The organism is Paraburkholderia sp. RAU6.4a (assembly GCF_050435625.1).
In the GTDB taxonomy this organism is placed as follows: Bacteria; Pseudomonadota; Gammaproteobacteria; order Burkholderiales; family Burkholderiaceae; genus Paraburkholderia; species Paraburkholderia tuberum.
Map to the genome: position 1 here is coordinate 58,418 of NZ_JBNDKQ010000001.1, position 26,348 is coordinate 84,765.

The following is a 26,348-nucleotide window of genomic DNA, read 5'->3' on the forward strand; positions in this document are numbered from 1 at the left end:
CAGCATGGTTGCGTGTAGTCATACGGCGATTATAGGAAATGATCATTTCCTAATCAAGATGTCCCAACGTGTACAGGCATTCGCGCCAGGCTCGTCCACCGTCTCATCCACTTTTTCCGTGTCCAACTTTTATCTGAGGCCACTGGGGACGATCGGCCGCGACGCGGTCCAGCCAATCCGGTGTAGTCTGACAGTCCGGTGCTCAATTCGGAGGCAGCATGGAACGGGAACTGAAGCTGCGCGTTGCGACGGAAGATCTCGTCAAATTCCGTAACGCGTCGATGCTTGCGCAATCAGAAGCCACAGCGGGAACGCCTCACCTGCTGACGAGCACCTATTTCGACACGCCCGATTTTTCATTTCACTGGTGCGGGACTTCGCTGCGCGTGCGCACCGTCGGCAACGACAAAATCCAGACGCTGAAGCGCGAAGGATCGGCCAAGGCGGGGTTGTTCGACCGGGACGAGTTCGAGATGCCCGTGAATACCGACGCGCCCGATCTAACGCTGCTGTACGACCAGATCCCCGACGACAGCGACTGCGGAAAGCTGATTCGCGACGAGACCGTTGCGGCCCAACTGAAGCCGGTGTTCGTCACGCGGATCAACCGGTCAGCGTTTGTGCTGCGCCAGCCGTCCGGAGACGAACTCGAGCTTGCTCTCGACGAAGGAAGCGTCGAAGCGGATTCGGGATCAGTGCAGATCGCCGCGGTGGAACTGGAACTGAAACAGGGCAATCCGGATATGCTGTACCGCGTCGCGCTGGAAATGCTCGAAACTGTGCCGCTGCGTATCGATCATCGCAGCAAGGCAGATGTCGGGTATGCACTGCTCATTGACGAGCACAGCGAGGCGGTGAAAGCGCAACCAGTGCGACTGAACAAACGCGATTCGGTCGAGGATGCGTTCTGCGTGATTGTGCGCAACTGTCTGGACCAGGTCCACGCGAATGAACGGGGCGTCGTGTCGGGCCACGATCCATCGAGCGTCCATCAGATGCGCGTGGGACTTCGTCGCTTGCGTTCGGCTCTCGACCTGTTTGCGAAGGTCATCCCCGCCTCGTCCGGATTCGACGAGGAGTTGCGCTGGATTGCCTCGGAACTCGGTGGCGCGCGCGACTGGGAAGTGCTTGCGGGATCGACGCTCGACCATGCCGGCGCCGACGGCAATGCGGACGAGATCCGGCCCGTCAGAGAGGCGTGCGAGCAGATTGCCGTCAACAACCGGCAGCGCGCTGCTGCCGCGGTCGAGTCGGTTCGCTACACGCGGCTCGCGCTCCAGTTCGCGCTTTGGGTGAACCGCAAAGGTTGGCGAGATGAGATGTCCGACGAACAGCGCAACGCAATCAGCGGCCCGGTGAAGTCATTCGCCGCCGATGTCCTGCGTCGTCGGCACAAGAAACTGATCAAACGTGGCAAGGGTTTGGCCGATCTGGACGATCACCGTCGTCACCGCGCCCGCATCGCGGCGAAAAAAGTTCGATACGCCACCGAGTTCTTTGCGTCGCTATGCCCGAAGCAGGCCGTTCGCCATTATGTCGACGCGCTCACCGCGCTTCAGGATGATCTCGGCTGGCGCAACGATGCCGTCGTCGCCGATCAGCTTCTGAAGTCGTTGTTGAAAACGTCGCCGGAAGCAGCCTCGGGCGCGGCCTTCGCACGCGGCTTCCTCGCGTCACGCGTCGCTGCCGATCATCAGACATTGAAGAAGCTGTGGAAGCGCTTCAAACTGCTTTCGTCACCGCACTGACGCGAACAATTCACCGCGATGTATCCAGGCACGAACGTGTCACGCGCAACACCCATCGTGAGGTCTCACGATGTTCGAGATCGAAGTCTTATTATCCGAACAAGCGCGACCACGCCGCGCGTATGCGGCGCGCGCGGTCCTCGAACAGGTACGACGCAGCGAGCGCGAACAGGCCTGACATGACCCCCGTCGCGACGTGTTCGAGAACATGAAAGCGGTACTGGCTCAAATGAGAGTAGGCATCGCCGATAGCGGTCAGGCAACCGACGAGCAGTGCGTTGCTATAGCGATTCCCGTACCACTTCGCCGCCGGCGTGAAGGTGAGCAGCAGGGCGAGCACACCGGTGAGCAGCCCGGTTTTGAATGCGATCGCCCAGTGCGTGAGGCTCATGATGTTGCCCCAGCTCCCCGGCATACAGGTCATGCACGCGCTGGTTGGCTGCCAGAAACGCTGGATAAACAGTTTGAAGCGGCGTTTCCATGCGCTTCCCATGATGTACTCCACGATATCCAGCGCGAGATTTCACGCAGACATGGTACATCGCGAGCGTGGCGTGGCGTGGCGTGTGATGAGCGTTCCCACCTGATGGATCCGACAGGCAAACGCCAAAGGCTATGACGACCGATCGCGATTACGCGCACGCGTGGCGCCCGTAATCACCGCAATGCCGAGCAGGATCACGGCCACGATTGCGATGATGTGCTGCGCGACATGCAGCACCATCAATCCCCACGCGACGCCGCCAATGAAAATGATCCATCCGACCAGATAGATGAGCAGGGTCATCGATTTCTCCTTGTGGTTCCGGCCAATGGCGCCGGTTGCCCGCGCTGCTAGATTTACCGTGCGCTCCGATGATCCGCTGACAGCACTCCTAGCGGCGCATGGCGCGGTGCACACGACGCCCTCGCCGCAAAAGCGATCAACGGGTCTATCTCCGAGCACATTGCGCGCCTGATCGTCAGACGCAAGGACGAGCCGAGCTATCAGGGCACGTTCACGGGCGCGCGTCGGTACTGCTGCCGCGGCCTCACAGCAGCGCTTACTGGCCGAGTTGCCAGCGCAGGATGGGGTGGGTCGCGCCGGCAGGCATGACCCACGCGCCGGTTGGACTGAAATCCCACGATGCGTCGAAGCTCGCCGGGTTGCTCATTTGAGCAGTCGTGAACCCGTTTGACGCGGGCAGTTGCGACACGTCTCCAGTGCTCACCGTACGTGTCGTCGTCTCTTTGTCCCAGTAGACATTGCCTGCAATCGTTCCGCTGGCGCCGTATGCCACGATTCCCCCGTAAGTGCCGTAGCCCGGGCCTTGGTAGGAAGGTCCTAGCACCGGACCAACCGCGAACGACTGCTCGATCACGCCGCTATTCGCGAACGCCAATCCGCCAGCCGCAAAAAGCCCTAACACCCTGCCGGCGGCATAAGACTGTGACACCGTGCCACTGTTGATGCCGACGAGTCCGCCCGGTTCCATCCGCACATCTCCGCTAACATCCGCGGTAGTAAATGATTGAACGATCCGGCCGGTGTTGACGCCGACGAGCCCCCCTGCCTCGCCGGCATCATTCACTGAAGCGCTGCTCCACGAGCGCTCGATGAGACCATCATTGGTGCCCACCAAACCGCCGATCGGAACGTTCCCATAGTGGGGCGACGTACGCAGGCCGGTCGTATACGCGTAGGTGATCAACCCCTGGTTCCGGCCGGCCAGTATGCCGTACGTGACAGAGATGGGATCGTTGAACGAAATGTCGAAGAAGGCCGTAAGCTCGCTGTTCGTCATGCCGACGTTGCGTACGACGCCCGTGCTCCCGATTTCGCCGAACAGGCCAAGCGACCGGGTACCCGACGGCGAGTAATACTCCTGCTGACTGAAGTGGTCGATCACATGTCCCATGCCGTCGAACTGGCCTGAAAAAGGTGTTGCCGCGCTGCCGAGCGAGATGAAGTCGACGCCGCCGGAGGGGGTGGAAGAGAGATTCGTCGCACTCGCGTCAATATCCTTGCCGAGCGCATAGTTGCCGGTCAGATCGAGCGATATGTTCTGCAGGTCGGAAAGCGAATTGACGAGCTTGTAGCCGGTCACTTGCGTGAGAAGACCGCTATAGGGCGCGGCAGTCCACGCGGTATTCGAGCGGATGATTCCTGGGCTGTAGCTGCCGTTCATGTCATAGAACGAACTCACCGAACCGGTACTTACCGACCAGTCGATCGTGCCGCGGTTGGTCACGCTGGCTGCGTTGTCGATGCCCGTCACGTCGGCCCGCAAACTCAGGTTGCCACTGCCGGTGCTCCTGAGCGTCGTCGCAGGTGCGATCGTCACGTTGCCAAAAGCCGCGAGCGATAACGACGCCGGTCCTCGCCAGTTGAGATTCGACGCAACCGTCATGTCGCCGCTTGCGCCGTTCGTGCCGGTCGCGGTTGCATCGACGGACGTGCCGGCGTTCAGACTGCGCATGAAGGCGTCGGCTGTGCCGCGATCGATCGTGAAGTTTGGCGTCGACGCGTTCCAAAGCCCTGCTCGGACGCGGGCGCCATGCGCCAGCGTGAGTGTGTCGGCAAGCGTATCGACGGTGCCGCCGCTGCCGTCGGCATTCGTTGCGGCGATCGTGCCTTGCTGCGTAACGTGCCCGTTGTCGGCGACCAGCCAGATGTGACCGCCACGCATCGCCGTGCCCGTCGCGCGGATACGCGAGCCACCACCTGCAAGGGCATAGATATTCCCGTCGGCCGCTTCCAGATTGATCTGCGCGGCTTGCGTGGCACCGCGATCTATCACGGTCCCTGTGCTGCCTATCTGCACGAATACCTGCCTGCTGCCCGACGATTCGAGCAACGCCACTTGCTGCCCCGTGACGAATTCCGCGGTGCCGTTCGGTGCGCTGACCGAGCCCGCATTGACCACGACACCGCGTGCAATCAGGAAAACATCGCCTCCGCTGGAACTGATGTTGCCGAGATTCACTACATTGCCATTCGATGTGCCCGTGAGCGTGAGCGTCCCGCCATTCACGAAGGGTGTATTCGGCAGATCGAGTGTTGAAGCAACGAATCGTCCGCCGGTAGTGATAGTCCCGCTACGACCCACCACGATGCCTTGCGGGTTGATCAGATACACGCTGCCAGTTGCCTTCAGGCTGCCGAGAATCGCGGAAGGCGCGCAGGCCGTCACGCGATTGAGCGTTGCGCCCGAACCGTTGTCGAAGTTGACGGCGCTGCCTTTGCCGATCGAGAAGCTGCTCCAGTCGATCACGCCGCGAGTCGAGTTCGGCTGCTTGACGGTGATCACGTTGCCCTGACCGGCGATGGTTCCCGCCCCGGCAACATAGTGCCCGCCCTGCGGAAGCACGCCACCGGCAAAGGCCGCGTGCGCCAACGACAATCCAGCGATGAAGGGTGAGATGTGTTGAGACGGATGTCGGCGATAGAGTGCGCGCAGTATCGGACGACTTAATGACAATGGTGTCATATGTCCCCCTTCCGCGGAAGTTGGACGCCATCGGCCCGCAATCCGACCGGAGTCGCGTGAACCGTGGTGAGCCCACACGCAGAATATTAGTCAGCTTGTCCGAGAGATACCAGCGAATCCCGTACTTGCCGCCTACGCAGGTCGTCCCGCACACGACGAGCGACCAGCACCGTCAGGTAGTCCGTGATTCGTGCACCTTCGCTGTATTCAATCCACGTCTGCGCGTACATCTGCGAGACCGTTTCCTCAGGAGTGTCGGTAGCGGCGGCAATCTGCCTGATGACATCCTCGACGTTGCGCGTGACCACGGCTTGCTCCGAGCGTGCGGTGATAAAGGACCGTCACACACACGTTACCCGCCTCGATGCGTCAGTCAATTGACCTGCGTCAATTGACTTCGTCCATGATCGATTACAAGCTGTTTGAGGCGGGTGGCATCGAGGCCTTCACTGAAACACCGGTTTTCCCGACGCGTCCTTGACCTTGGTCTTCCATTGCGCGCGGATTTCCGACACGACCGAATCCGGCAGCGAAATGTAGTCGAGATCGCTGGCAGCCTGCCCGCCGTTCTTGAACGCCCAGTCGAAGAACTTCAGCGTTGCCGCGCCTTGCGCCGGCTTGTCCTGCGTCGCATGCAGCAGCACGAAGGTCGCGCCGACGACTGGCCACGCGTCCTTGCCGGGCTCGTTCGTCAGGATCTGGTAGAAGGTCGTCTTCCAGTCCGCGCCCGAGGCGGCCGCCTTGAAGGTTTCGGTCTTCGGCGCAACCACGATACCGGCCGAATTCTTCAGGCTGGTGTAGATCATGTTGTTTTGCTTCGCATATGCCCACTCGACGTAACCGACCGCGCCCGGCAGGCGTTGCACGAACGCGGCAACGCCGTCATTGCCCTTGCCGCCCGTACCGGTCGGCCAGTTCACCGTCGTGCCTTCGCCGATCTTCGACTTCCACTCCGGGTTCACCTTCGACAGAAAGTTCGTCCAGATGAAGCTCGTGCCCGAACCGTCGGCGCGGCGCACCACGGCGATGTCCGTATCTGGCAGCTTCATACCCGGATTCAGCGCGGCGATCGCCGGATCGTTCCATTTCTTGATCTTGTTCAGATAGATGTCGCCAAGCACGGCGCCCGACAGAATGAGTTGACCCGGCTTCACGCCGGGCAGGTTCACAACCGGCACGACGCCGCCGACCACGGTCGGGAATTGGAACAGGCCAGTCTTCGCCAGTTCGTCGTCCTTCATCGGCGCATCGGAACCTGCGAAATCAACGGTCTTCGCGATGATCTGCTTGATGCCGCCCGCTGAACCGATGCCTTGGTAGTTGACCTTGCCGCCTCCCGCCTTTTGGTAGGCGTCAGCCCACTTGTTATAGATCGGGGCCGCAAAAGTGCTGCCCGCGCCGGTGATGTTGACGGTTTGCGCTTGCGCGGCCGCAAGCGGTAGAGCAACGGCAAGAACTGCAATTCCTCGTTTGAACAGCATGGTTTGCCTCCACGAGATTGACTGACCGGTTCAATGGTTGCAGCAAGCTACGCGCCGCGATCCCTCTCTTGCGCATTCCGCAGGCCCGGCGTGCCCATCGCCGCGTCGAGCCTTGCCATCGGCTCGAACGTCTAAACTTAGGCGGTTCGAATGACATTTCGTTGACAACTGCGGCGCGGCGTTCAGACAGTCTGATTGCGGCGTCGTTCAGCAATGCGGTTGGCTTTGTCGCGTTGAAGGATGGAATCTCACGGACAGGCTTCGGCTTCTGCATAGTACCGGTTCGGCGCGGGAAAAACTCCGGTGATGACTTCGATCAGAAAGGGGCCGTCATATTGACAAGCTTCACTCAATACACCATCAAGCTCGTCGATGCGCTCAACCGCGCGCGCGGCCACACCGATCGATGATGCAAAAGCCGACCAGCTATGGCAGGGCAATTTCGTGAACTGCTCTGAAATCGAACCACTCCTGATAGCGTCGATATGGATTGCGCCATGTGCGGCGTTGTTCAGAACCACATAGATCACCTTGACTCGGTATCGAGCCGCGGTCTGAATCTCCATGCCGTGCATCATCATGCACCCATCGCCGGTCACCACGACACACGGGCGTTCTGGGGCCGCAAGCTTGACGCCGATTCCGGCTGCGATGGCCCAGCCCATCGGGGCGAGCGAGCTCGACGAAAAGTAGTTGCCCTTACCTGACGACAGCCAGTAATGGGCCATGAAGATGCGGTGGGCTCCGGAATCCACCACGACGTTGCTGTCCTTCGGCAGAATCCGGCACAAGTGCTTAACTACGTCTCCAGGATATAGCGCTTCGTCACCGCTGGAAACTCGGTCTCCTAACTGCTCGAACCGGTGGTCGTACAGGGGGGTCTCGTTGATCTCGGCAATCCACCCCTTTCTTCTTTGCAGTGCTTGCGGCAGCCCGGGAGGGTTGTCCGCGGCTTTCTGAGCCAGCAACCGGAAGCTCGCAGAAATTCCGGAGAAGATTCCTTGACGCGAAATGTGCCCCATCGCCGGTGAATCGAAGCTGTCATCAAAGATGAATAGCTCCTTCCCCCCTGTCAGCCTCCTGCTCCAGTTCATGCTGTCTCGCTGGTTCAGGTCGCTACCGAACACGACTAGTACATCAAGTTCGTCGGAGTTGATCACCCGTGCAGCGCGCGAATGACTTGAAAATCCGTACACACCTAGTGCAAGGGCATGTTGCTCAGGAAATGCACCTTTTCCCGATAGTGTCGTTGCGACTGGAATGTGAAAGCCTTCGGCAACCTCGAGAAGAAGCTTTGCAGTTTCCGCATCATTGCCGCGACTTCCGACCAGAAACGCGACTCTCTTCGACTGAAACAGATACTGATCGCACAGGGCATCGAGAGCGGCGCGGTTCGCGGGCACTTCGCATGCGTTAAATTCGCGGTGAGCGTAGGGTTGCCGTGCCACGTCCTGACCGGGCAGGACATCCTGCTTTTGAACGTCTACGGGGATACTGATGAATGACTGCGCTCGACGCATCCAGTTCAACCCTTCGATCGCACGACGCATCTCGGCCTGAGTATTTTCCTTGTTCTTTAGCTCGACGATATCCGTCACCAGACTTCTGACCACGCCGCTTTCAAAAATGCCTCCGGGCGTGGCATCCTGGAACGCCCCTTTGCCTTCCGCGTGCGACGAGATCCCGCCGGCAATATAGAGCATCGGAATCCGGTCTGCGTGAGCGGCCGCCATGCCGGGCACGAAATTCATCGTGCCTGGGCCGGAAATCCCTGCGCAAACGCCGAATTTCCGGCTGGCGCGGGCATAGCCATCGGCCATGAAAGCACTGCCAGTCTCATGAGCGCCTACGATTCCGCGAATCAAAGGGGAGTTGTCGATTGCGTCCAGCAGCGGATAGATCAGTTTTCCCGGGACCAGGAACACGTGGTCTATTCCGGCGGACTCCAACGAGTTCACAACCATTGTCGAGACATTGAGCGGAGCGTTTGATCCCATAGTTTTGATTACGATCTCACGAGTTACCGTTAATCGAATCTCACCGCTGCGCATCTGCCCGTCACGCTGCATGTCGGAGCGGCGCGAGACGAGATCGGCGATGGCCAGTGCGCGGAGACGGCGAGACGACATTCAAGGCGCTGCACGTCGAGTGCAGTCGCGCATCGCGCTATTTCCTCGAACCCGCTTGACCGGCGGGCCCGGGTGTCTCCGTCCACAATCACACGCCCTGGCTGCACTGTTGATCATCCACGCTGCCTGCGTGCCTGAGGCAGTCGCCGCGCCGCATTGATAGCCATCCGGCGCACGTGTATCGCGGATCTTCGCCCGCTCGACTCCCGCGGGGCTGGCTCGCGCCGACGGTATGAATCGACGTCATCCAGCACCCTGAACCGGTCGGAATCGCTCAGAATTTCTGCCAGTCCGTCTCAGTCGCGGCGGCGACGACTAGCGGACCTTCTGAAGAGGGGACTGGTCTCCTCGCAACCTTTGCCGGTGTTACAGCAGAGGACGGGGCACGGTTCAGGGCCGTCCGTTGCGGTACTGCCGCTTGCGTCGTCGCTCGCGATGAAGCAGCCTTCTCGCCATCGACCTTGAAAAAAGCGACCGTCTTGCGCAGGCTTTCCGCTTGCCGGGCCATTGTCTGGGCCGCCGCCGACGCCTCTTCGACAAGCGCAGCGTTTTGCTGTGTGACCTGGTCCATCTGGTTGACTGCCTGATTGACCTGTTCGATACCGGTGCTTTGCTCGCTCGATGCCGACGAGATTTCGCCCACGATGTCGGTCACGCGCTTCACTGACTGCACGATTTCCTTGATCGCACCGCCCGCTTCTTCGACGAGCATCGAGCCTGCCTCCACCCGGCTGACAGAGTCGGAGATCAACTCCTTGATTTCCTTCGCGGCAGTCGCACTGCGCTGCGCGAGCGTGCGGACTTCACCCGCAACGACAGCGAAGCCCCGCCCCTGTTCTCCCGCGCGGGCCGCTTCGACCGCTGCGTTCAGCGCGAGGATGTTGGTCTGGAAGGCGATGCCTTCGATGACGCCGATAATCTCGGACATCGTGGCCGAGCTGGTGGAGATGTCACGCATTGTCTCAACCACGCGCCCGACGATCTCGCCGCCATGTTGCGCGACGCTCGAGGCGGTACCCGCGAGCGTGGCAGCCTGGGTTGCATTGTCCGTGTTGTGGCGGACCGCCGCAGTCAGTTCCTCCATGCTGGAAGCCGTTTCTTCGAGCGACGCCGCCTGTTGCTCCGTGCGACTCGACAGATCCAGATTGCCTTGTGCGATCTGCGCACTCGCAGTCGCGACACCTTCGGCGTTCTCGCGCACCTCTGATACGACCCGCACCAGGGCGTCGCACATGGCTTTGAGCGACGCCATCAGGCTGTTCGTGTCGCCGGGCCGCAGGGCGATACTGATGTTCAGGTCGCCGGCCGCCACGCTTCTGGCCACAGCAGCAGCCGTCGCCGGCTCCGTACCCAGTTGCCGCGTTACGCTACGCATCATCCATATGCCGATTCCCACGCCGATCGACACGGACATCGCCACGAAGACCAGCATCAAAGTTCGACCTTCCTCGTACACGGCATCGTTGGCTTCAGCTGTCCGTTGCGCGTCGGCCTGTTTCAGGGCAACCAGATTGCCCATCAGCACGAGGGTCTTGAAGCCTTTGTGGTGGTACTCGCCCAGCATGTATTCGGTCAGGCTGTCCCGGTCCCCTAACGCCGCCGCGTTGATCTTGCCTTTCATTTCATTGAAGGCCTGGATGTAGTCCTGCCAACCTTGATCGAGGTCGGCGAACGTAGCCTTGCCTTTGTCGGTATAGACGAGCGGCTCCGCCTGATTGAGGTGCTCGCGTGACGAGGCAAAGGCCTTGTCAGCTTGATCGAGCGAGCCAGCGCGCTGTGCGGCCGTCGTGGCCAGAACCGCGTTGCGCAGATAGGTGCCGACTCGCAGTACGTCGGCGTTAGCCTGCTGTATCAGGTTGAGCCCGACAAGGTCCTGCCGATACGTCTTGTCTGCGTTCGCACTGATCTCCGCCATGTTGTGCAGGCCGATCCCGCTGACAACAGCGCTGATGATCGAAACCAGGATGAACGCACTGATCAGCTTGGCGCCGAGTTTCATATTGCCGAAATTCATAGTTCGCTTTGTTGAGAATGTAAGAACCCGAACGGATAAGCAGGTACATCACCGCTTTGGCGCGCGCTATAACACAAGGCCATACCGACGCGAAACGCAGTACCGGACATAACTGGTTATCGGCAATACGCTCTCATTCTTCAGGTGAATAGCGGGATTATCGCGAAGATTTTTTTACGTCCCTATAAGAGAAACAGGAGTGCTCTATTTTGAGCCGATGAAAGTGCCAATCGGTGCACGCACTCGTGCCGGCCGCACTCGCTTGGTGCAAAGCTTTTGGTCGCCCCGAACATGCACGCTCTATGTCTTTAGCTAAATATAATATTTATCGTTTGCATAGCCCGGTGATAGCCTGAATTCGTCCCACAGGCGTGCACCGCGTCACGTCTGCTTGCGCGGGTCTGGACCGAAGAGCGCATTAGCGACGAACAACCGCGCTGAGATTCATTCTATTTCGATATGTTTATATCGATTCAATATTTAAGTTTTGCATCTTCCGGAGCAGCCGCACAGGCATGCAACACGCGCCGAAATTTTATCCAGGAGGCCCTATGAGCAATTGGATCGCGCAGCTTTTCCGGCATTTGACTGCGGGTGTGTATGTGATCGGCGTAGCGGACGGCGAGCGCCGCAATGCGTTCACCGCAAGCTGGCGTACCGACGTGACCGGCGCGCCGCTGCTGCTCGATGCGCTCGCGCATTTCGACTGCCGGGTGACCGGCGACATCGAGGCGGGAGATCATCGGCTGATAGTTGGGCGCGTCGTCGATGGCGCGCTAGCCGGCGCGGACGGCGACCCGCTGATCTACGCGCAGACTGGCAATCTCGACATGAGCGAGGATCTTTATCCGGAGACGTTTTCGTAGTTGGCTGGCGTGCTGGCTGCTCAATGCCAGTGCCCGCCATGTCCTCCGTGCCAGTGGCCGTAATAGCCGCCATGGCCATAGCCACCGCCCCAGTAGCCTCCGATCACCACTGACGGTCCCCACCATCCGTAGTAGCCCGGCCATGAATAGCCATAGGGATAGCCGTAATAGCCGGGATAACCGTAATAGCCCGGATAACCGTAATACCCGGGATAGCCGTAATAAGCAGGCGCAGGTACCGCGACGTACGTGCAATTCTGTCCCGACAACGGCAAGTCGTTTGGCGCCGGATTCGCGGCCGCCGTACCGCTCGCCGGCACAGGCGCGTTGCCAGACGATGCTTGCGCGGGGCCAGTGGCAGTGGCGCTGGTGCAGGCGTAATAGCCACCGGCTCCCGGATAGTACGAGTAAGGACCGTAATAGACGCAGCCAGACAACACACATACGCCCGCCACGCCAGTGCATAGACCAACGATTCCACAACGCATGATCGCTCCCCCTATCCGGGCGCAGCGCAGCCGTCTCGACACGGCGTGTTTTTATTCTAGTCTTCGAATCCGGTCTCGGGTACGGGTCTTGCGAACGGCAGGTATTCCGTGGAAATCAGGAGTTTCGACATGAACCCGCTCGATCCTCTCGACCCGAACGCCTCCGCGACTCCCGTACAGCCCAGCGCCGGCGCACGTATCGCCGGCGCCGGCGTCGGCGACGGTCCCGGACCCGAGGTCATGGCCGCCGCGACGCTCGACGGCAACAAGGTGATCTCTTCCGATGGCCAGGACCTCGGCAAAATCTCCGACATCATGCTCGACGTGCGCAGCGGCCGCATCGCGTATGCGGTGCTGACGGAGGGCGCTTTTCTCGGCATCGGCGGGACCTTGCACGCGATCCCGTGGCGTTCGCTGACGCTCGACACGGACCGCAAGTGCTTCCAGCTGGACGCCACGGCCGAGCAGGTGAAAAGCTCGCCGGGCTTCGACAAGGACCATTGGCCGGCGATGGCCGATCGCGCATGGGGGACGTCGGTCCATCAGTTCTATCATCGCGAACCGTACTGGGAAGCGACGCGCAGCGTCGTCGAAAGCGATCCCGCGACACGTGTCGATCCGACGAGCGGAATCTGAAGACACTCATCGCGACGCTCGAGCACGGTGCGCTGTTACGCCCCGATAGTCCGCGTCGTCTTCAGCGCGATCCACGTCATGCCTTCGCGCAAGCCTTCGAGTACCGCTTCTCTTTCCACGGCGAACACCTGCGACTGATGAAAGGTGCGTTCGAAGTCACCCTCGGGCGACACATGTTTGACATGGATCGTCGACAGAAACCCGCCTTCCTGCGCCTCCCGCGTCTCGACGCTCACGGACCAGGTTCCTTCCTGCGCGTTTGCTGATATGGCCATCGGATGCTCCTCGGGGTTGTCGCGAGCGACTGCCATCGTCAGCGTAATGGCCCGCAACGCCTCTCTCGTTGATCCACGTCAACCGTCAACACGAACCATGAGTCACGCTCGATGTCGTTCACTTTCCCCGATACTTTCAGCTCCGTTTCAGACGCCCGCCATCGCGTGAAAACCCTGCCGGGAAAACGCGCAATGCCTCTTGCACGCGGCGTGCTTGGCGCGCCCCGCGCACCGATTTCGCGCCCCTCGCCCCGACGTTTCGCGGTAAGCTTTGCGACGGTATCCGCGTCACGAGTTCGTGCCGGTGCGGCAACGCTGCCCTCATGATCGACGAACGTCGGGGTTCATCATGTGGTACGCCTTCATCGATGCACAGCAACGCCTCGCGCGCGCGATGGTCGGGGGAGTTCTGTCCGAACCGGAGTCGGGGCCGCGCCCGCAAGCGGCCTGGCTCGGCCCGGAACAGGCGGCCGACGCGTTCAGCTACTGGCTGCTGAGATCCGCCTGCGCTTTCGAACGAACGCCGACATTCGCGATCCACTCCGTTGCCGGCAACGGTAGCCGCGTTACCGTCGACGAAAGCGTCGTCGCCTCCTTGCCGCTCGGCGCGCTGCTCAGGTTCAAGCGCAACCCCTCTACACCCCCTACCGACGCCAAACTGCCGGTGCTGTTGTGCGCGCCCCTCGCCGGACATCACTCAGTCATGCTGCGCGAGACCGTCGAAACGCTGCTCGAGGAACGTGACGTGTTCGTGACCGATTGGGCCGACGCGCGCGACGTGCCGCGCGAAGCGGGCCCGCTATCGCTCGACGACTACGTGCAGGCGCTCGAAAGCTTCGTCGGCGCCGCCCGCGCGTTCGGTTCGCCGGTTCATGTGATCGCGATCTGTCAGGCGAGCGTGCCTGCGCTCGGCGCCGCGGCGCTGCTCGCCATGGACGAGGCGGCGCCGATCGCGAGCCTCTCGCTACTCGGCGGCCCGATCGATACCCGTTTGAACCCGACCATCACCGACCGCTTCGCCAGTTCCCATTCGCTCGAGTGGTTTCACGACCATGCGATCGATATCGTTCCACCGCCCTATTGCGGCGCGGGGCGTCTCGTGTATCCGGGCTTCATCCAGCAGACCGCGATTTTTGCCGCGCATCCGGAGCGGCAGTTGCGACTCGAAGCGGATTACTGGTCCCGATGGCTCGCCGGCGACATGCCCGGTGCGCAGCGGGCGCTGCGCTCGGCAAACGAATATGCCGCGGTGCTCGACATGGCGGAGTGCTACTTCTTCGACATGCTTCGTGTGGTGTTTCACGAACATCTGTTGCCGCGCGATCTGTGGTCGGTCGCCGGGCGCCGGGTACGAATCGCCGCGCTGCGCGATACCCCGCTGTGCTCGATCGAGGGTGACAGCGACGAGATCACGGGCGCGGGGCAAACGCATTGCGCGCATGCGCTGTGCGATGCATCGCCGATGCGCGCCGCGCGGCAGCTCACCATCGAGCAGTGCAATCACTACGACCTCTTCATCGGGCCGCGTTGGCGCGATGCGGTTCATCCGGGGCTCTGCGAATTCTGGCGCGATGTCGAGCACGCCGCGTTGAAGGTTTGCCGGCCGCGCCGCGCGGCCAGGGGTTCGGCAAACCGCAAATCGGCGTGAGGTGGCCGGGGAAAACGTCGGCAGTCCGCATCTGACGAACGCCGAGCGTCACGTCACGACGCAAGTTCGTCAGTTCCCACGCTCGGTGCCGATCGCTGTTTCGAGGGTCATTTCCGCCACATCGAACGCGCGACGGATCGCCGCTTTGGCGTCGTCGTCAGTGCAGTGCGCGACGGGCTTGAGCTCGTGCGCGGGCGTGACCAGATCCAGCCTCACGTCATACAGCGGATGCGCCGATCCCGGACGCAACGCCTCGATGGCGAGATGGCAGTGCGACACGAGCGCGCCAAACCGCGCGAGACGCACCAGTTGCGCACCTGCTTCCGCTTCGAGCGGAGCGGCACCCGCAAAGCCAAGGTAGACGATCTGCATGTCGATGCCCATCTTCGCCTCCCCTTGCGAGTATCGATCGAACCTGTTCCGCGCAGACTCAGGGTCCAGGCGCCTGCTATGGGGCTTATCCTGTTCTTGCCAGAAAGACGGTCATTGACGTGGGTCAAGCGCGGTGAAGGCGAGCACCCTCACTGCATATGCATACCCCCGTTAATCGCAATGTCCGCACCGGTGATAAAAGCCGCCTCCTCTGAGCATAGAAACGCGATCAACGCCGCCACCTCGTCCGGACGTCCCAGCCGGCCGAGCGGAATCTGCGGCAGGATCTTCGTGTCGAGGATCTCGCGCGGCACCGCTTCGACCATCGCGGTCGCGAGATAACCGGGCGACACCGTGTTCACCGTGACGCCGTGCTTCGCGGTTTCGAGCGCAAGTGCCTTCGTGAAGCCGTGCACGCCCGCTTTGGCCGCTGAGTAATTGGTTTGCCCGTAGGCGCCGCGCGAACCGTTGACCGACCCCACGTTGACGATGCGGCCGTGGCGCCGCTCGAGCATGCCGGGCAACAGCGGCTTGCTCATGTTGAACAGGCCATCGAGATCGGTGCGCAGCACGGCGTCCCAGTGCTCCTTGCTCATCTTCGCGAAGCTCGTGTCGTGCGTGATGCCCGCGTTGTTGATCAGCACGTCTACCGCGCCCAGTTCGGTCAGCACGCGTTGCGCGCAGCGCGCGCATGAATCGAAGTCGGCGATGTCGGCTTCGTACGCGTGAAAGTCGCGCCCCGTGTCGCGCTCGTGCTGCAGCCATGTCGACACGTGATCGTTGTGCGTCGAGTGCGTCACCGCGACCGTCATGCCCGCGTCATGAAGCGCCCGGCTGACCGCCGTGCCCAAACCGCCCATCCCGCCTGTGACCAATGCCACGCGATCCGTTCCCATCTGAACTCCTCCTTGCCGTGTCTGCCATTGACGGTGCGCGCGCCGGCCTTGCCGCGCTCGCGCGGCTAAACGACGCCCGCGAACGGCAGCGCGTTCTGCGAGCTCCACCACCATGCGCTCAGGCCGCCCGCGAGCGGCGCGACGCCTGGCGCGATGCCGTACCCCGCCTGCCACCACGCATACCAGGCGGCGCAAGCGCGGTTGGCCTCGCCGAACCAGTCCGCCTCGCGCTGCGCGACGAAAGCGATCGACTTGCTCCAGTCGGCGAAGCACCGCTCGGCGTACCCGTGGGCCGCGCCCTGTGCGGTCTGATACGCCGCCGCGTAGTCGAGCCAGCCTTCGGGCGGTCCGGATGCCGTCGAGGTCCATGGTGAAGCGGGGCGCCCGGGCGGCGCATCGGATTCGGAAACCATGATCGCTGCCCTCCAGAGCACAGCATAGGATTGCCAGGCGCGCTTGCAAACCGTCGAGCGCGCCTACCACTGTATTGAGCGCGCGGCGGCCCGCGCTTGATCTGCATCAACAGCCGCGGCCGCCGGGCTCATAGACTCCATTTGACGACGGGCTCGAGCCTGCTTGCGCCCGTTTCCCCACGTTTCTGTCACGGAGCTTTGGCGATGAGCTACAAAAGCATTCTCGTTCACCTCGATACGAGCGTTCGTGCACATCCGCGCCTCGAAATCGCATTGCAGCTCGCACACCGCTTTCATGCGACGCTGACCGGCCTGTTTTCGACGTACGTGCCACCGCGGCACGCGTTCTTCGTGATGGCCGGCACCGCCGACTACTACGCGGAGCACGAGCGCCTGCGGCACGAGCGTGCCAGCGCGCTCGAGCGGCTGTTTCGTGCCGAACTCGCGCGCGCGAACGTCGACGGTCATTGGATCGCCGCGAACGGCTACGCGAACGACGTCGTGCCGGCCTATGCGCGTCTCGCCGATCTGATCGTGCTCGGGCAGACCGATCCGACCGATCCCGAGGCGTTCGTCGCCGAACAGTTCGTCGAGCACGTCGTGCTGTCGGCCGGGCGGCCGGTGCTGCTGGTGCCGTCGGGCGGCACCTTCGCGGCGCCCGGCCGCCACGTGCTGATCGCGTGGGACGGCAGCCGCGAAGCCACCCGCGCGATCCACGACGCGCTGCCGTTCCTCGCGCACGCGTCCAAAGTGACGCTGCTGACGGTTCATTCGTCGGGGGATCGTCCGCCGCGCGACACGGTTCCGGGCGACGACATCGCACTCACCGTCGCGCGTCACGGCGTCAAGATCGACGTGCGCGAACTGAGCGTCGCGGACGGCACGCCGGTCGGCGAAGCGCTGCTGTCGCAGGCGGCCGACCTCGGCTGCGACATGATCGTGATGGGCGCTTACGCGCATTCGCGTCTGCACGAAGTCGTACTGGGCGGCGCGACGCGCACGATGCTCGAGTCGATGACCGTGCCGGTGCTGTTGTCGCACTGAAGTGCGCGCTTAAGGAGTCCGCCATGTTTCACCGCCTACTCGTCGCGCTCGACGGCAGCGACACCGCCTCCCGTGCGTTCGACGCCGCGCTGACCCTTGCCGCCGAATCGGGCGCCGAGCTGCAGCCGCTGTACGTGATCGACGTGCCCGTCATCGCCTACGACGCGCCCGGCTTCGACCCCTGCGTGATCCAGGACGCCTTCATCGAGGAAGGCAAGCGGATCGCGGCCGATGCCCAGAGCCGGATGACCGCGCGCGGGATCAAGGGCACGGCCCGCACCGTCGAAGCCGCGATCACCGGCGAAGACGTCGCGCATCGCATCGTCGAGGCGGCGCTCGAATGGCACGCCGACGCGATCGTGATGGGCACGCACGGCCGCCGTGGTGTTCAACGACTGATGCTCGGCAGCGTCGCCGAGCGCGTGCTGCGCGGCGCCAGCTGCCCGGTGCTGATGGTTCCCGCGCACGCGAACGGCGCGACGCGCGATCAGTCAGTCCCGGCCTGCGCCGAAAACGAACTCACCTGAGCCGCGAAAACCGGCCTGCTGCGCGGCCGCTCCGACGCGATCGCGCCACGGCTCCGCGACGCGGCGCTTCAGGGCCGCGCGTGCCCGTGTTCGTCATGCCGCACGATCAGCACCGGCTTGTCGGTCGCACGCACGAGCGACTCGGCGACGCTGCCGAGCAGAAAGCGCTGCACGCCGTGGCGGCCGTGCGTTCCCATCACGATCAGATCGGCTTCGATTTCGTCGGCGACGCGCGCGAGCACCGCGGACACGCTTTCGGCGTACGCGTCGATCACCCGCACGCCGCCGGGCACCTGCGCCTCGCGCATCAGCTCGCGCGGCGCATCGAGCGCGCGGCTGGCGAATTCTTGCGCCGCGGCCGCCGGTTCCGGCTCGAAAGCCACATCGGCATTGTCCGACCACTTGCCGTGCCCTACCACGCAGCAGGCTTCGAGTGTGGCGCCCGTCAGCTTCGCGAGCTTCAGCGCCTCGGCAAAGGCGCGCTGCGCGCTGGGACTGTCGTCGAGCGCAACCAGAATTCGTGCATACATGTTGGACTCCCTGTGAAAGCGCCGGCATGAACCGAAGCGGTGCCGTCGCGTGTCCGCGCCGACAGTGTGAAGCGCGCGCCGCCGCGCGGCTTGACGCAGGTCAATGGGCCGCGACAGGGACTCCATCAGCGCCGTCGCCTTCTTCGACCGCACGGCGTCGTTCTGGGCGAAGTAGCGGACCGGAACGTTCGTATCCAGTCCGATCATCGCGCCAATGCCCCCTGCTCGGCGATGGCCCGGTTCATGTCCTCGATCGACACCGGTTTCGCGGGCTTCTTCACGATGCCCTTGAGCGACGCAAGCGATTGCGTGGCCGGATAGACCTCATAGCGGCCCGTCGCCTCGTTGAAGCTGAATCCGAGCCGGTCTCCCGCCTCCAGGCCAAGCTGGTTGCGCACGTCCACCGGGATCGTGACCTAGCCCTTCGAAGTGATAGTTGCTGCTGCCATAGTGGCACCTCCGATGCTCCTAGCATTGAGGTAAGGAGAAGAAAAAGGCAAGGACGAAATGGCCGCGCGCCGATGAGGTTTTTAACAGCAGACAGGCTGGAAACGCCGAGCAGCCTCGGAAGGCAGCGTCCAGACGTTATCGTCTATCGTGTGCCAGCACGGTCTACGATGAGCAGGAGTGCGCTCGAGCGTGCACCTCGAACCGGCCGAGCCGGTGTGCGGCGAATTCGCGGCGACGGCGCTGTTTCGCATCGTTCAGGAGGCGTTGACGAACGTCGCGCGGCACGCCAAGGCCAGCCGCGTACGCATCGACATGACCTGCGCGGGCCCGATCGTATCGCTCGATATCGAGGATGACGGCGTGGGTGTCGCGCTGGATCGGTCGCAGGGAACAGATTCATTCGGTTTGCTCGGCATTCGCGAACGCGTGCGGCAGTTGCGCGGCAACGTGTCGTTCACCAGCTCGCCGGGCCATGGCTTCGGGATCTCGATCCAGATACCGGCCGACGCGCTCGCGTAATGTTCACGCGCTGCCGCGCCCCGCTGTCGCGGGTTACTCTGCGGGCGCATCCTCGGTGCTTGGCTCGCGCATGAGCAGCACCGGACAGGTCGAGAAACGCAGCACCCGCTCCGCCACGCTGCCGATCACGAGGCGCCGCACGCCGCGTCGCCCATGCGTGCCTAGCACAAGCAGATCGGCACCGATCTGCTCGCCGTGGCGCAGCACGATCGCGGCGACGTCGTCGGACAGGCTCTCCGACTCGATCATTTCAGGGCGGCAAGGCACATCGGCGGCAGCGCAGGCCTGTTCGGCCTCCTCCAGCACCAATTGGCCGTCCTGGCGCAAGGCTTCGACGAGCGTGAGCGGGTCGTAATAGCCGGCATAGGAAAAGAGCGGCGTCTTGTCGACCACATAAACCGGATGCACGACGCCCTTCGTCAACGCGGCGAGATTCACCGCTTCTTTCAGCGCGCGTTTCGAGAAAGTACTGCCGTCTAGCGCGACGAGGATATGTTGGTACATGCCGATTCTCCACTGAGGTTGGATTTGTCAACGCGCGTGGCGCGCTCCCGCTACAGATAAAAGGGCCCGCCCGGACTGCCCGGATACGGCTCCCGCCACTCGCCGTGCGGCACGTCGTCCGCCCGCAGTGACGACGCGCCGCGCGGACACACGAGCACGGGACACGCCGCGTCGCGCAGCGTGCGCGACGTCACGTGCCCCGGCAACGGGTGCGGCGCGCCGCGCATGCCGTGCGAACCCATCACGATCAGGTCCGCGTGCCAGCGTTGCGCTTCGTCGAGAATCGCGCTCGACGCATCGCCGGAATCATCGTCGAACTCGAGCAACGCGGTTTCGGCCGCGCGCCGGCTTTGTTCGAGCATCGCCGCGCCGCGCCGCAAGACATCGATTCGATGCTGCGACACGACTTCGAACGGCAGCCATTCGCACCACGCGAAGCGGTCGTCGGCCGCGTAGACGACCTTGATGCGCGCGTCGGGCGGCGCTACCGCGAGCGCGGTGCGCAGCGCGTCGAGCGCGGTGTCGCTGCCATCGATCGCGACCAGCACGCGGCTCACCGCCGAGGCATCGCTCGCGTCGGTCGACCTCGCCGGCATGTACAGCACCGGACGCCCGATCGACGCGACCAGTTCCTCGGGATCGATACGGCTGTCCCAGCGATGTTCACGCGGATGCGCGGCCACCGCGACCAGATCCGCGTCCCATTGCGTCGCCGTGTGGGCGAGCGCTTCGGCCGCGCCCTGATGCAGCGCGGTGAGATCGACGATCTCGGCGTCGGTCGCCGCGACGACGCCGTGCAACGCGATCACCGCGTCGCGCAGCGCGGCCTGCGCGCCGTGCAGCATCGCGCGATGCGCCTCGCACCAGTCCGGATAGCTGAGCATCAGCGTCGGATAAAGCGCGGCAGGATTGCAAACGATATCGACGAGACGAAAGCGCGCATCCGCCGCGACCAACTGCCGGGCGACGCCCGTGCCGAGCGGCAGTCCGCTGCCGCCCGCGGACGCGATCATCACGCGGTGGAAGGTGTTGCGCCCGGCAGCAGTGTTCATCGGCTCTCCTCGGATCGTCGCACCGCGAGGCGGCGCGCCGACCGCGTCGCTTCACACCTCGGCCCGTGACGGGGACGCCAACGGTTCGCGCTTACATGATGAACGCCGACGCGGCGCGCGGCTTGATCTGTATCAAGCGCCAACGGCTCGCTAGCGGATCACGGGCGGACCGCGAGCACGGCCGCGCCGGTCAGGTTGCCGTTGCGCAGATCGTCGAGCGCGCGGTTCGCGTCGCGCAACGCGTAAGTCGTCGTCTCGATCGCGAGCTGCGTCTCGGCGGCGCTGCGCATGAACTGAAGCCCATCGTCGCGGGTCAGATTCGCGACCGACACCACCCGCCGCTCGCCCCACAGAAACGCGTACGGGAACGACGGAATGTCGCTCATATGAATGCCGCCGCACACCACCACGCCGCCTTTCGCGACCGCCTGCAACGCCAGCGGCACCAGTGCGCCGACCGGCGCGAACAGCAGCGCGGCGTCGAGTTCGCCGGGCGGCGCCTCGTTGCTGCCGCCGGCCCATGCCGCGCCGAGGCGCAGCGCGAGTTGCTGGGCCGCGTGGTCGCCGGGACGCGTGAACGCATAGACGGTGCGCTGCTGGTGACGCGCCACCTGCGCGACGAGATGCGCGGCCGCGCCGAAACCGTAGATGCCGATCCGTTCGGCATCGCCCGCCATGCTCAACGTGCGATAGCCGATCAGACCCGCGCACAGCAGCGGCGCGGCCTCGATATTGCTGTAGTGCGGCGGCAGATGGAAGCAGTAGCGGCTATCGGCGACCGTGCGCTCGGCGTAGCCGCCGTCGATCGTGTAGCCGGTGAAGCCAGCGTCGTCGCAGAGATTTTCGCGGGCGGACAGACAGTAGCGGCAGTGGCCGCAGGTGCGCCCGACCCACGGCACGCCGACCCGCTCGCCCACCGTGAAACCGCTGACGCCCGCGCCCAATTCGGCCACCACGCCGACGATTTCGTGGCCGGGAATCACCGGCCGCTTTGGATGCTCGAGCTCGCGGTCGACCAGATGCAGGTCCGTGCGGCACACGCCGCACGCATGAACGTCGATCAGGATCTCCCCGGCACCGGGCCGCGGATCAGGCACTTCCCGCTCGGTCAGCGTCGCCGAGCTGCCGTCGAACACCATCGCTCGCATCGGGTTCTCCTCCAGAAGCTTCGGCGGCGACAAGCTGCCGTCATGGCAGACAGCGAGGCGCGCGCCGTTCTCATCAGCGTAGGCGCGCCATTGTGTCGCGCGATCGGCCCGCCCCGTAGACCGTTTGATCGAAGTCAATAAGGGCGGTTTCGCCGCCCGTACACTGATCTTATTCCTGATACAGGAGTACGTGCCGTGATTGCGAATCCGAAACTGTCTGCTCGTGTGCTCGGCGTCCGCGATGACGGCCGGCGTTGCCTATGGCGAGCCCGAGCCGAGCGCGGTGGGCCGTTATCGGCGCAGGACGCGCACACGCTCGTGCAATGGGTACTTAGCCAATAAGGACTCGATGCGCACGCAGCGAGCCCGCTGCCGACGCGCGATGGCGCCGGCAATGCGAATCAGTCGTGTACATTGCGGAGACATGTCATGCGTTTGACTGTTCATCTCGACACGTTCGATCGTGTCAACCCGATGGCCTTCGCCATTCTCTGGCTCGACAAGGACACGCGGCAATGGTCGCGCGAAGGTCATTTCGGGCTCGAGTTGCCCGAATGGGGCGCGTTGCATATGGATTGCGGCAATACGCTCGTGTGCGCGCCGCATAGCTCCGCGCCGGTCTGCGTGCTCGAGGGGCTCGATCTGAATCAGCTCGACGGGCCGTTCGAAGGCGAGGTCGGCCGCGTGCAGTGGTGCGCCGAGCACGGCCGCATCCTCGCGAGCGGCCACTGGCGCGTGCAATGCATCGACGTCGAACGGACGGCACCGGAAAACGGCGTATTCGCAACCGGCGAAGACGCCTGAATCGGTACAGCTCCGGCGTACCGCGTCGCCGATGCCATGACGCGCCGCCGGATATTTTCGTGAGTACGCTCGCAACGATGCGATCGCACTGCGCCCCGCCGAATTCGAACACGTCGCGCTCCGCGAGATCGAGTGCCTGAGCAAGCGACTCGCGCAACATGCTGCGCGCGTTCCCGAGCGGCTGAAAGCGCCGTGGCCGCACACGCAGATTCGCGCCGCGCACACTACATCGCGATCACCTTGCCAGGGTTCAGGAGATTGTGCGGATCGAGCGCGAGCTTGATCGCCTTCATCGCGGCGAGTTCGGCCGGCGAGCGTGACAGGCCGAGCACGCCCAGCTTCTCCTCGCCGATCCCATGCTCGGCCGATACCGAGCCGCGCATTTCCCCCGTCAGTTCATAGACGACGCGCTTGACGTCGTCGATGGCCTCGTCGGTCCAGCCGGGTTCTTGCACCACCACGTGCAGATTGCCGTCGCCGAGATGCCCATAGACGAGGATCGTCGCTTGCGGCCAGCGCGCGCGCAACCGCTCGTCGCAACGCTGCGCCGCGTCGCCCGCCTGCGCGACCGCGAAGCTGATGTCGAACGAGATGCGTCCCGGGATCAGGCGCGGATATTCGGCTGGCGCGTCGCGAATCGCCCAGAACGCCGCGGCGTCCGCGTCCGATTGCGCGATTGCGGCGTCGGCGATCACGCCGGCGTTCAACATGTCGGCGAGGAATTCCTCGAAAGCCGCCGACTGCCGTTCCGGGTCCGCGCCGCAAGTCTCGAGCAATACGTAGTAGGCGTGATCGCTCGCGAGCGGCACGCGCAGTTCGGGCAGGCGTTGCCGCACGAAGTCGCAATAGCTCGGCCACATGACCTCGAACGCGGACACGCCGGCCGGCAGCCGCTCCTGCGCGCGGCCGAGCAGCGTGGTCACCGCCGCGTAGTCCGGCATGCCGCACCATGCGGTCGAGATCGCGCGCGGCTTGGCCCGCAGGCGCAGCACCGCGCGCGTGATGACCGCGAGCGTGCCCTCGCTGCCCGTCAGCAGGTTGCGCAGGTCGTAGCCGGTATTGTTCTTGATCATCTTGCGCTCGCCGCCGATCACGCTGCCGTCGGCGAGCACCGCTTCGACGTCGAGCACCTGGTCGCGCATCATCCCGTAGCGGATCACGCGATTGCCGCCCGCATTGGTCGCGATGTTGCCGCCGATCGTGCAACTGCCGCGCGCGCCGAGGTCGAGCGCGAACATGAAGCCGGCGTGATCGGCCGCTTCCTGCACGACCTGCAGCGGTGTGCCCGCGAACACGGTCATCGTCGCGCTGACCGGATCGATGTCGATGACGCCGTTCATCCGCTCGACGCTCAGCGCGACCTCCCCGCCAAGCACGCAGGCACCGCCCGCGTGCCCGGTCATGCCGCCTTGCGTGACGACCGGCTGCCGGAATTGATGGCAGATTCTGAGCGCGGTGGCGACCTCTTCGGTCGTGCGCGGGCGGATCAGCGCGATCGGATCGGTCGATGGCGTGCCGCTCCAGTCCGCGAACTGCCGCCCGCCAAATTCGGCCGGCAGGCTCACGATGTCCGCGCCGAGCGCCGCGCGCAGCGCGGCGACGGCTTCGTTACCGCGGGTCGCGGAGATCGGTTCGTGCTGCATCGGATATCTCCAGTTCGTCAGACGGGCAGAGCCGCTGCGCGCGCTGCACGTCGCGGCCTGAATAAAGGCGGCGTTCCAATTGCATCTTCCAATGCGTGATCCATTCGGCTTTTCGGCTGTGTCGCTGCAATGCACCCGCTCAGGTCACCACGCCGACCTGCCACGGCACGAACTCGCTTTGCCCATAGCCGTGCAGCTCGCTCTTCGTGCGCGTGCCGGACGCGCAGTCGAGCATCATGCGAAAGATCGCTTCGCCGAGTTCGTCGATGCTCGCGCTGCCGTCGACCACACCGCCGCAATTGATATCGATGTCGTCCTGCTGGCGCTCCCACAACGCGGTGTTGGTCGCCAGCTTCAACGACGGCGACGGCGCGCAGCCATAGGCGGAGCCGCGCCCGGTCGTGAAGCAGATCAGGTTCGCGCCCGAGGCGACCTGTCCCGTCGCCGACACCGGATCGTAGCCGGGCGAATCCATGAATACGAAGCCCTTCGCGGCGATCGGCTGCGCGTATTCGTAGACGTCGACCAGATTCGTCGTGCCGCCCTTCGCGACCGCGCCGAGCGATTTTTCGAGGATCGTCGTCAGGCCGCCCACCTTGTTGCCCGCCGATGGGTTGTTGTCCATCGCGCCGCCATTGCGCGCGCAATAGTCCTGCCACCATGCAATGCGCGCGAGCAGCTTGTCGCCGACCGCGGCGCTCACCGCACGCCGCGTCAGCAGATGCTCGGCGCCGTAGATTTCCGGCGTCTCCGACAGGATCGCGGTGCCGCCGTGCCGCACGAGCCGATCGACCGCGGCGCCGAGCGCCGGATTCGCGGAGATGCCAGAGTAGCCGTCCGAACCGCCGCACTGCAGACCGACGCATAGATGCGAAGCCGGCACCGGCACGCGCTGCACGCGGTTCGCGTCGGCGAGCATCTCGCGCACCATCGCGATACCGAGTTCGATCGTTTTGCGCGTACCGCCGCTGTCCTGGATCGTGAAGCTGCGCAGCTTCGTCGTGCTGGCGTCGAGACCGCCCGCGGCGAGCACACCGTCGATCTGATTCGTCTCGCAGCCTAGCCCGACGAACAGCACCGACGCGAAGTTCGGATGCACCGCGTAACCGGCCAGCGTGCGACGCAGGATCGCAATGCCCTCGCCTTGCATATCGATGCCGCAGCCGAGCCCGTGCGTCAAGGCGATCACGCCGTCGACGTTCGGATAGTCGGCGAGCGCGTCGAGACGCACGTCGCGCCGGAAATGATCGGCAATCGCGCGCGCGACCGTCGCCGAGCAGTTCACACTGGTCAGAATGCCGATGTAATTGCGCGTCGCGATGCGGCCGTCGTCGCGGCGAATGCCCATGAAATGCGCGGGTTCGTCGACGTAGACGGTCGGCTGCGCATCGACGCCGAACGCGTGCTCGCGCGCGAACTCCGACATGCCGAGATTGTGCGTGTGAACATGCTGGCCGCGCGCGATCGCCTCACGCGCGACGCCGATGATCTGGTTGTAGCGCTTGACCGGCTCGCCTTGCGCGATGTTGCGCGTCGCGATCTTGTGCCCCGGTGGAATCAGTCCGGCGACAACCAGTTGTTCCGCCTCGATGCGCGTGCCCGGCAGCAACTGCCGGGTCGCGATGATGACGTCGTCGCCGGGATGCAGGCGGATGATCGCGGACGTGACGCTAGCTTGAGTCGACATGAAA

General features: G+C 63.7%; 27 protein-coding genes and 1 pseudogene. 8 read left to right on the forward strand and 20 right to left on the reverse strand.

Annotated elements, in window-relative coordinates:
- The first annotated feature begins 218 nt into the window (after positions 1-218).
- A complete protein-coding gene (locus OKW40_RS00275; protein ID WP_429487575.1) occupies positions 219-1,748 on the forward strand; it encodes a CHAD domain-containing protein in 1,530 nt (509 codons plus the stop codon).
- 91 nt (positions 1,749-1,839) lie between these two features.
- On the opposite strand, the gene OKW40_RS00280 is transcribed toward OKW40_RS00275, so the two are convergent.
- From OKW40_RS00280 to OKW40_RS00310, 7 genes are all read right to left on the reverse strand, one after another.
- The gene (locus OKW40_RS00280; protein ID WP_090810890.1) at positions 1,840-2,241 is read right to left on the reverse strand and encodes a hypothetical protein; all 402 of its coding nucleotides are present in this window, start codon (positions 2,239-2,241) and stop codon (positions 1,840-1,842) included.
- A gap of 120 nt (positions 2,242-2,361) precedes the next feature.
- The gene (locus tag OKW40_RS00285; protein WP_429487577.1) at positions 2,362-2,535 is read right to left on the reverse strand and encodes a hypothetical protein; all 174 of its coding nucleotides are present in this window, start codon (positions 2,533-2,535) and stop codon (positions 2,362-2,364) included.
- Positions 2,536-2,791: 256 nt separating this feature from the next.
- Positions 2,792-5,218: a filamentous hemagglutinin N-terminal domain-containing protein gene (locus OKW40_RS00290; RefSeq protein ID WP_429487579.1), complete on the reverse strand. Its 2,427-nt coding sequence runs from the start codon at positions 5,216-5,218 to the stop codon at positions 2,792-2,794.
- A gap of 86 nt (positions 5,219-5,304) precedes the next feature.
- The gene (locus tag OKW40_RS00295; RefSeq protein ID WP_184023913.1) at positions 5,305-5,526 is read right to left on the reverse strand and encodes a DUF3562 domain-containing protein; all 222 of its coding nucleotides are present in this window, start codon (positions 5,524-5,526) and stop codon (positions 5,305-5,307) included.
- Positions 5,527-5,664: 138 nt separating this feature from the next.
- Positions 5,665-6,699 (reverse strand): phosphate ABC transporter substrate-binding protein PstS, encoded by a 1,035-nt coding sequence (gene pstS, locus OKW40_RS00300; RefSeq protein ID WP_184067872.1) that lies wholly within the window; start codon positions 6,697-6,699, stop codon positions 5,665-5,667.
- 248 nt (positions 6,700-6,947) lie between these two features.
- Entirely contained in the window at positions 6,948-8,828 is a 1,881-nt protein-coding gene (locus OKW40_RS00305) for a thiamine pyrophosphate-binding protein (RefSeq protein ID WP_429487581.1), read from the reverse strand.
- A gap of 274 nt (positions 8,829-9,102) precedes the next feature.
- Positions 9,103-10,842: a methyl-accepting chemotaxis protein gene (locus OKW40_RS00310; protein WP_429487583.1), complete on the reverse strand. Its 1,740-nt coding sequence runs from the start codon at positions 10,840-10,842 to the stop codon at positions 9,103-9,105.
- 551 nt (positions 10,843-11,393) lie between these two features.
- Between OKW40_RS00310 and OKW40_RS00315 the strand changes: the two genes are divergently transcribed.
- On the forward strand, positions 11,394-11,708 hold the full coding sequence (locus OKW40_RS00315) for a flavin reductase (RefSeq protein ID WP_429487584.1): 315 nt from the start codon (positions 11,394-11,396) through the stop codon (positions 11,706-11,708).
- Between the two features lie 20 nt (positions 11,709-11,728).
- On the opposite strand, the gene OKW40_RS00320 is transcribed toward OKW40_RS00315, so the two are convergent.
- A complete protein-coding gene (locus OKW40_RS00320; protein ID WP_429487586.1) occupies positions 11,729-12,148 on the reverse strand; it encodes a hypothetical protein in 420 nt (139 codons plus the stop codon).
- A gap of 177 nt (positions 12,149-12,325) precedes the next feature.
- Between OKW40_RS00320 and OKW40_RS00325 the strand changes: the two genes are divergently transcribed.
- Positions 12,326-12,832, forward strand: a complete 507-nt coding sequence (locus OKW40_RS00325; protein WP_184067860.1) for a PRC-barrel domain-containing protein — start codon at positions 12,326-12,328, stop codon at positions 12,830-12,832.
- A gap of 35 nt (positions 12,833-12,867) precedes the next feature.
- Here OKW40_RS00325 and OKW40_RS00330 read toward each other — a convergent pair whose 3' ends face one another.
- The gene (locus OKW40_RS00330) at positions 12,868-13,107 is read right to left on the reverse strand and encodes a hypothetical protein (protein ID WP_429354327.1); all 240 of its coding nucleotides are present in this window, start codon (positions 13,105-13,107) and stop codon (positions 12,868-12,870) included.
- Between the two features lie 349 nt (positions 13,108-13,456).
- Here OKW40_RS00330 and phaZ point away from each other — a divergent pair, with 349 nt between their 5' ends.
- Positions 13,457-14,755, forward strand: coding sequence for a polyhydroxyalkanoate depolymerase (phaZ, locus tag OKW40_RS00335; protein ID WP_429487588.1), 1,299 nt, complete (start codon positions 13,457-13,459; stop codon positions 14,753-14,755).
- 69 nt (positions 14,756-14,824) lie between these two features.
- On the opposite strand, the gene OKW40_RS00340 is transcribed toward phaZ, so the two are convergent.
- The 3 genes from OKW40_RS00340 to OKW40_RS00350 all read right to left on the reverse strand — a co-directional run bounded on the left by OKW40_RS00340 (position 14,825) and on the right by OKW40_RS00350 (position 16,436).
- Positions 14,825-15,139, reverse strand: a complete 315-nt coding sequence (locus OKW40_RS00340; RefSeq protein ID WP_184023903.1) for a hypothetical protein — start codon at positions 15,137-15,139, stop codon at positions 14,825-14,827.
- A gap of 137 nt (positions 15,140-15,276) precedes the next feature.
- Positions 15,277-16,023 (reverse strand): acetoacetyl-CoA reductase, encoded by a 747-nt coding sequence (phbB, locus tag OKW40_RS00345; RefSeq protein ID WP_187613367.1) that lies wholly within the window; start codon positions 16,021-16,023, stop codon positions 15,277-15,279.
- Positions 16,024-16,088: 65 nt separating this feature from the next.
- Positions 16,089-16,436 (reverse strand): polyketide synthase, encoded by a 348-nt coding sequence (locus tag OKW40_RS00350; protein WP_429487590.1) that lies wholly within the window; start codon positions 16,434-16,436, stop codon positions 16,089-16,091.
- Between the two features lie 204 nt (positions 16,437-16,640).
- Between OKW40_RS00350 and OKW40_RS00355 the strand changes: the two genes are divergently transcribed.
- Positions 16,641-17,480: a universal stress protein gene (locus OKW40_RS00355; RefSeq protein ID WP_429487592.1), complete on the forward strand. Its 840-nt coding sequence runs from the start codon at positions 16,641-16,643 to the stop codon at positions 17,478-17,480.
- A gap of 23 nt (positions 17,481-17,503) precedes the next feature.
- Positions 17,504-18,007 (forward strand): universal stress protein, encoded by a 504-nt coding sequence (locus OKW40_RS00360; protein ID WP_429487593.1) that lies wholly within the window; start codon positions 17,504-17,506, stop codon positions 18,005-18,007.
- 68 nt (positions 18,008-18,075) lie between these two features.
- Here the strand turns inward: OKW40_RS00360 and OKW40_RS00365 are convergent, their stop codons facing one another.
- Together OKW40_RS00365 and OKW40_RS00370 are read right to left on the reverse strand one after the other, a co-directional pair.
- Positions 18,076-18,537, reverse strand: a complete 462-nt coding sequence (locus OKW40_RS00365; RefSeq protein ID WP_184044907.1) for a universal stress protein — start codon at positions 18,535-18,537, stop codon at positions 18,076-18,078.
- 203 nt (positions 18,538-18,740) lie between these two features.
- Complete coding sequence (locus tag OKW40_RS00370) at positions 18,741-18,947, reverse strand: AbrB/MazE/SpoVT family DNA-binding domain-containing protein (RefSeq protein ID WP_429488452.1); 207 nt, start codon at positions 18,945-18,947, stop codon at positions 18,741-18,743.
- A 229-nt stretch (positions 18,948-19,176) separates the two neighbouring features.
- Between OKW40_RS00370 and OKW40_RS00375 the strand changes: the two genes are divergently transcribed.
- Entirely contained in the window at positions 19,177-19,506 is a 330-nt protein-coding gene (locus OKW40_RS00375) for an ATP-binding protein (RefSeq protein ID WP_429487594.1), read from the forward strand.
- 33 nt (positions 19,507-19,539) lie between these two features.
- Here OKW40_RS00375 and OKW40_RS00380 read toward each other — a convergent pair whose 3' ends face one another.
- The 3 genes from OKW40_RS00380 to OKW40_RS00390 all read right to left on the reverse strand — a co-directional run bounded on the left by OKW40_RS00380 (position 19,540) and on the right by OKW40_RS00390 (position 22,210).
- Positions 19,540-20,010 carry a universal stress protein gene (locus OKW40_RS00380; RefSeq protein ID WP_429487596.1) on the reverse strand — a complete coding sequence of 157 codons (471 nt, stop codon included), beginning with the start codon at positions 20,008-20,010 and terminating at the stop codon, positions 19,540-19,542.
- 50 nt (positions 20,011-20,060) lie between these two features.
- Entirely contained in the window at positions 20,061-21,062 is a 1,002-nt protein-coding gene (locus tag OKW40_RS00385; RefSeq protein ID WP_429354320.1) for a universal stress protein, read from the reverse strand.
- Between the two features lie 158 nt (positions 21,063-21,220).
- Positions 21,221-22,210 carry a zinc-dependent alcohol dehydrogenase family protein gene (locus OKW40_RS00390; RefSeq protein WP_429354319.1) on the reverse strand — a complete coding sequence of 330 codons (990 nt, stop codon included), beginning with the start codon at positions 22,208-22,210 and terminating at the stop codon, positions 21,221-21,223.
- A 429-nt stretch (positions 22,211-22,639) separates the two neighbouring features.
- Here OKW40_RS00390 and OKW40_RS00395 point away from each other — a divergent pair, with 429 nt between their 5' ends.
- Positions 22,640-23,014 (forward strand): DUF3564 domain-containing protein, encoded by a 375-nt coding sequence (locus tag OKW40_RS00395; RefSeq protein ID WP_090810855.1) that lies wholly within the window; start codon positions 22,640-22,642, stop codon positions 23,012-23,014.
- Positions 23,015-23,063: 49 nt separating this feature from the next.
- On the opposite strand, the pseudogene OKW40_RS00400 reads toward OKW40_RS00395, so the two are convergent.
- The 3 genes and pseudogenes from OKW40_RS00400 to OKW40_RS00410 form a co-directional block, all read right to left on the reverse strand.
- Positions 23,064-23,216 (reverse strand): annotated as a pseudogene (locus OKW40_RS00400) (RNA polymerase sigma factor); the annotation flags it as partial.
- A gap of 22 nt (positions 23,217-23,238) precedes the next feature.
- Complete coding sequence (locus tag OKW40_RS00405) at positions 23,239-24,657, reverse strand: FAD-binding oxidoreductase (RefSeq protein ID WP_429487598.1); 1,419 nt, start codon at positions 24,655-24,657, stop codon at positions 23,239-23,241.
- A gap of 139 nt (positions 24,658-24,796) precedes the next feature.
- Complete coding sequence (locus tag OKW40_RS00410) at positions 24,797-26,344, reverse strand: UxaA family hydrolase (protein WP_429487600.1); 1,548 nt, start codon at positions 26,342-26,344, stop codon at positions 24,797-24,799.
- Positions 26,345-26,348 lie beyond the last annotated feature (4 nt).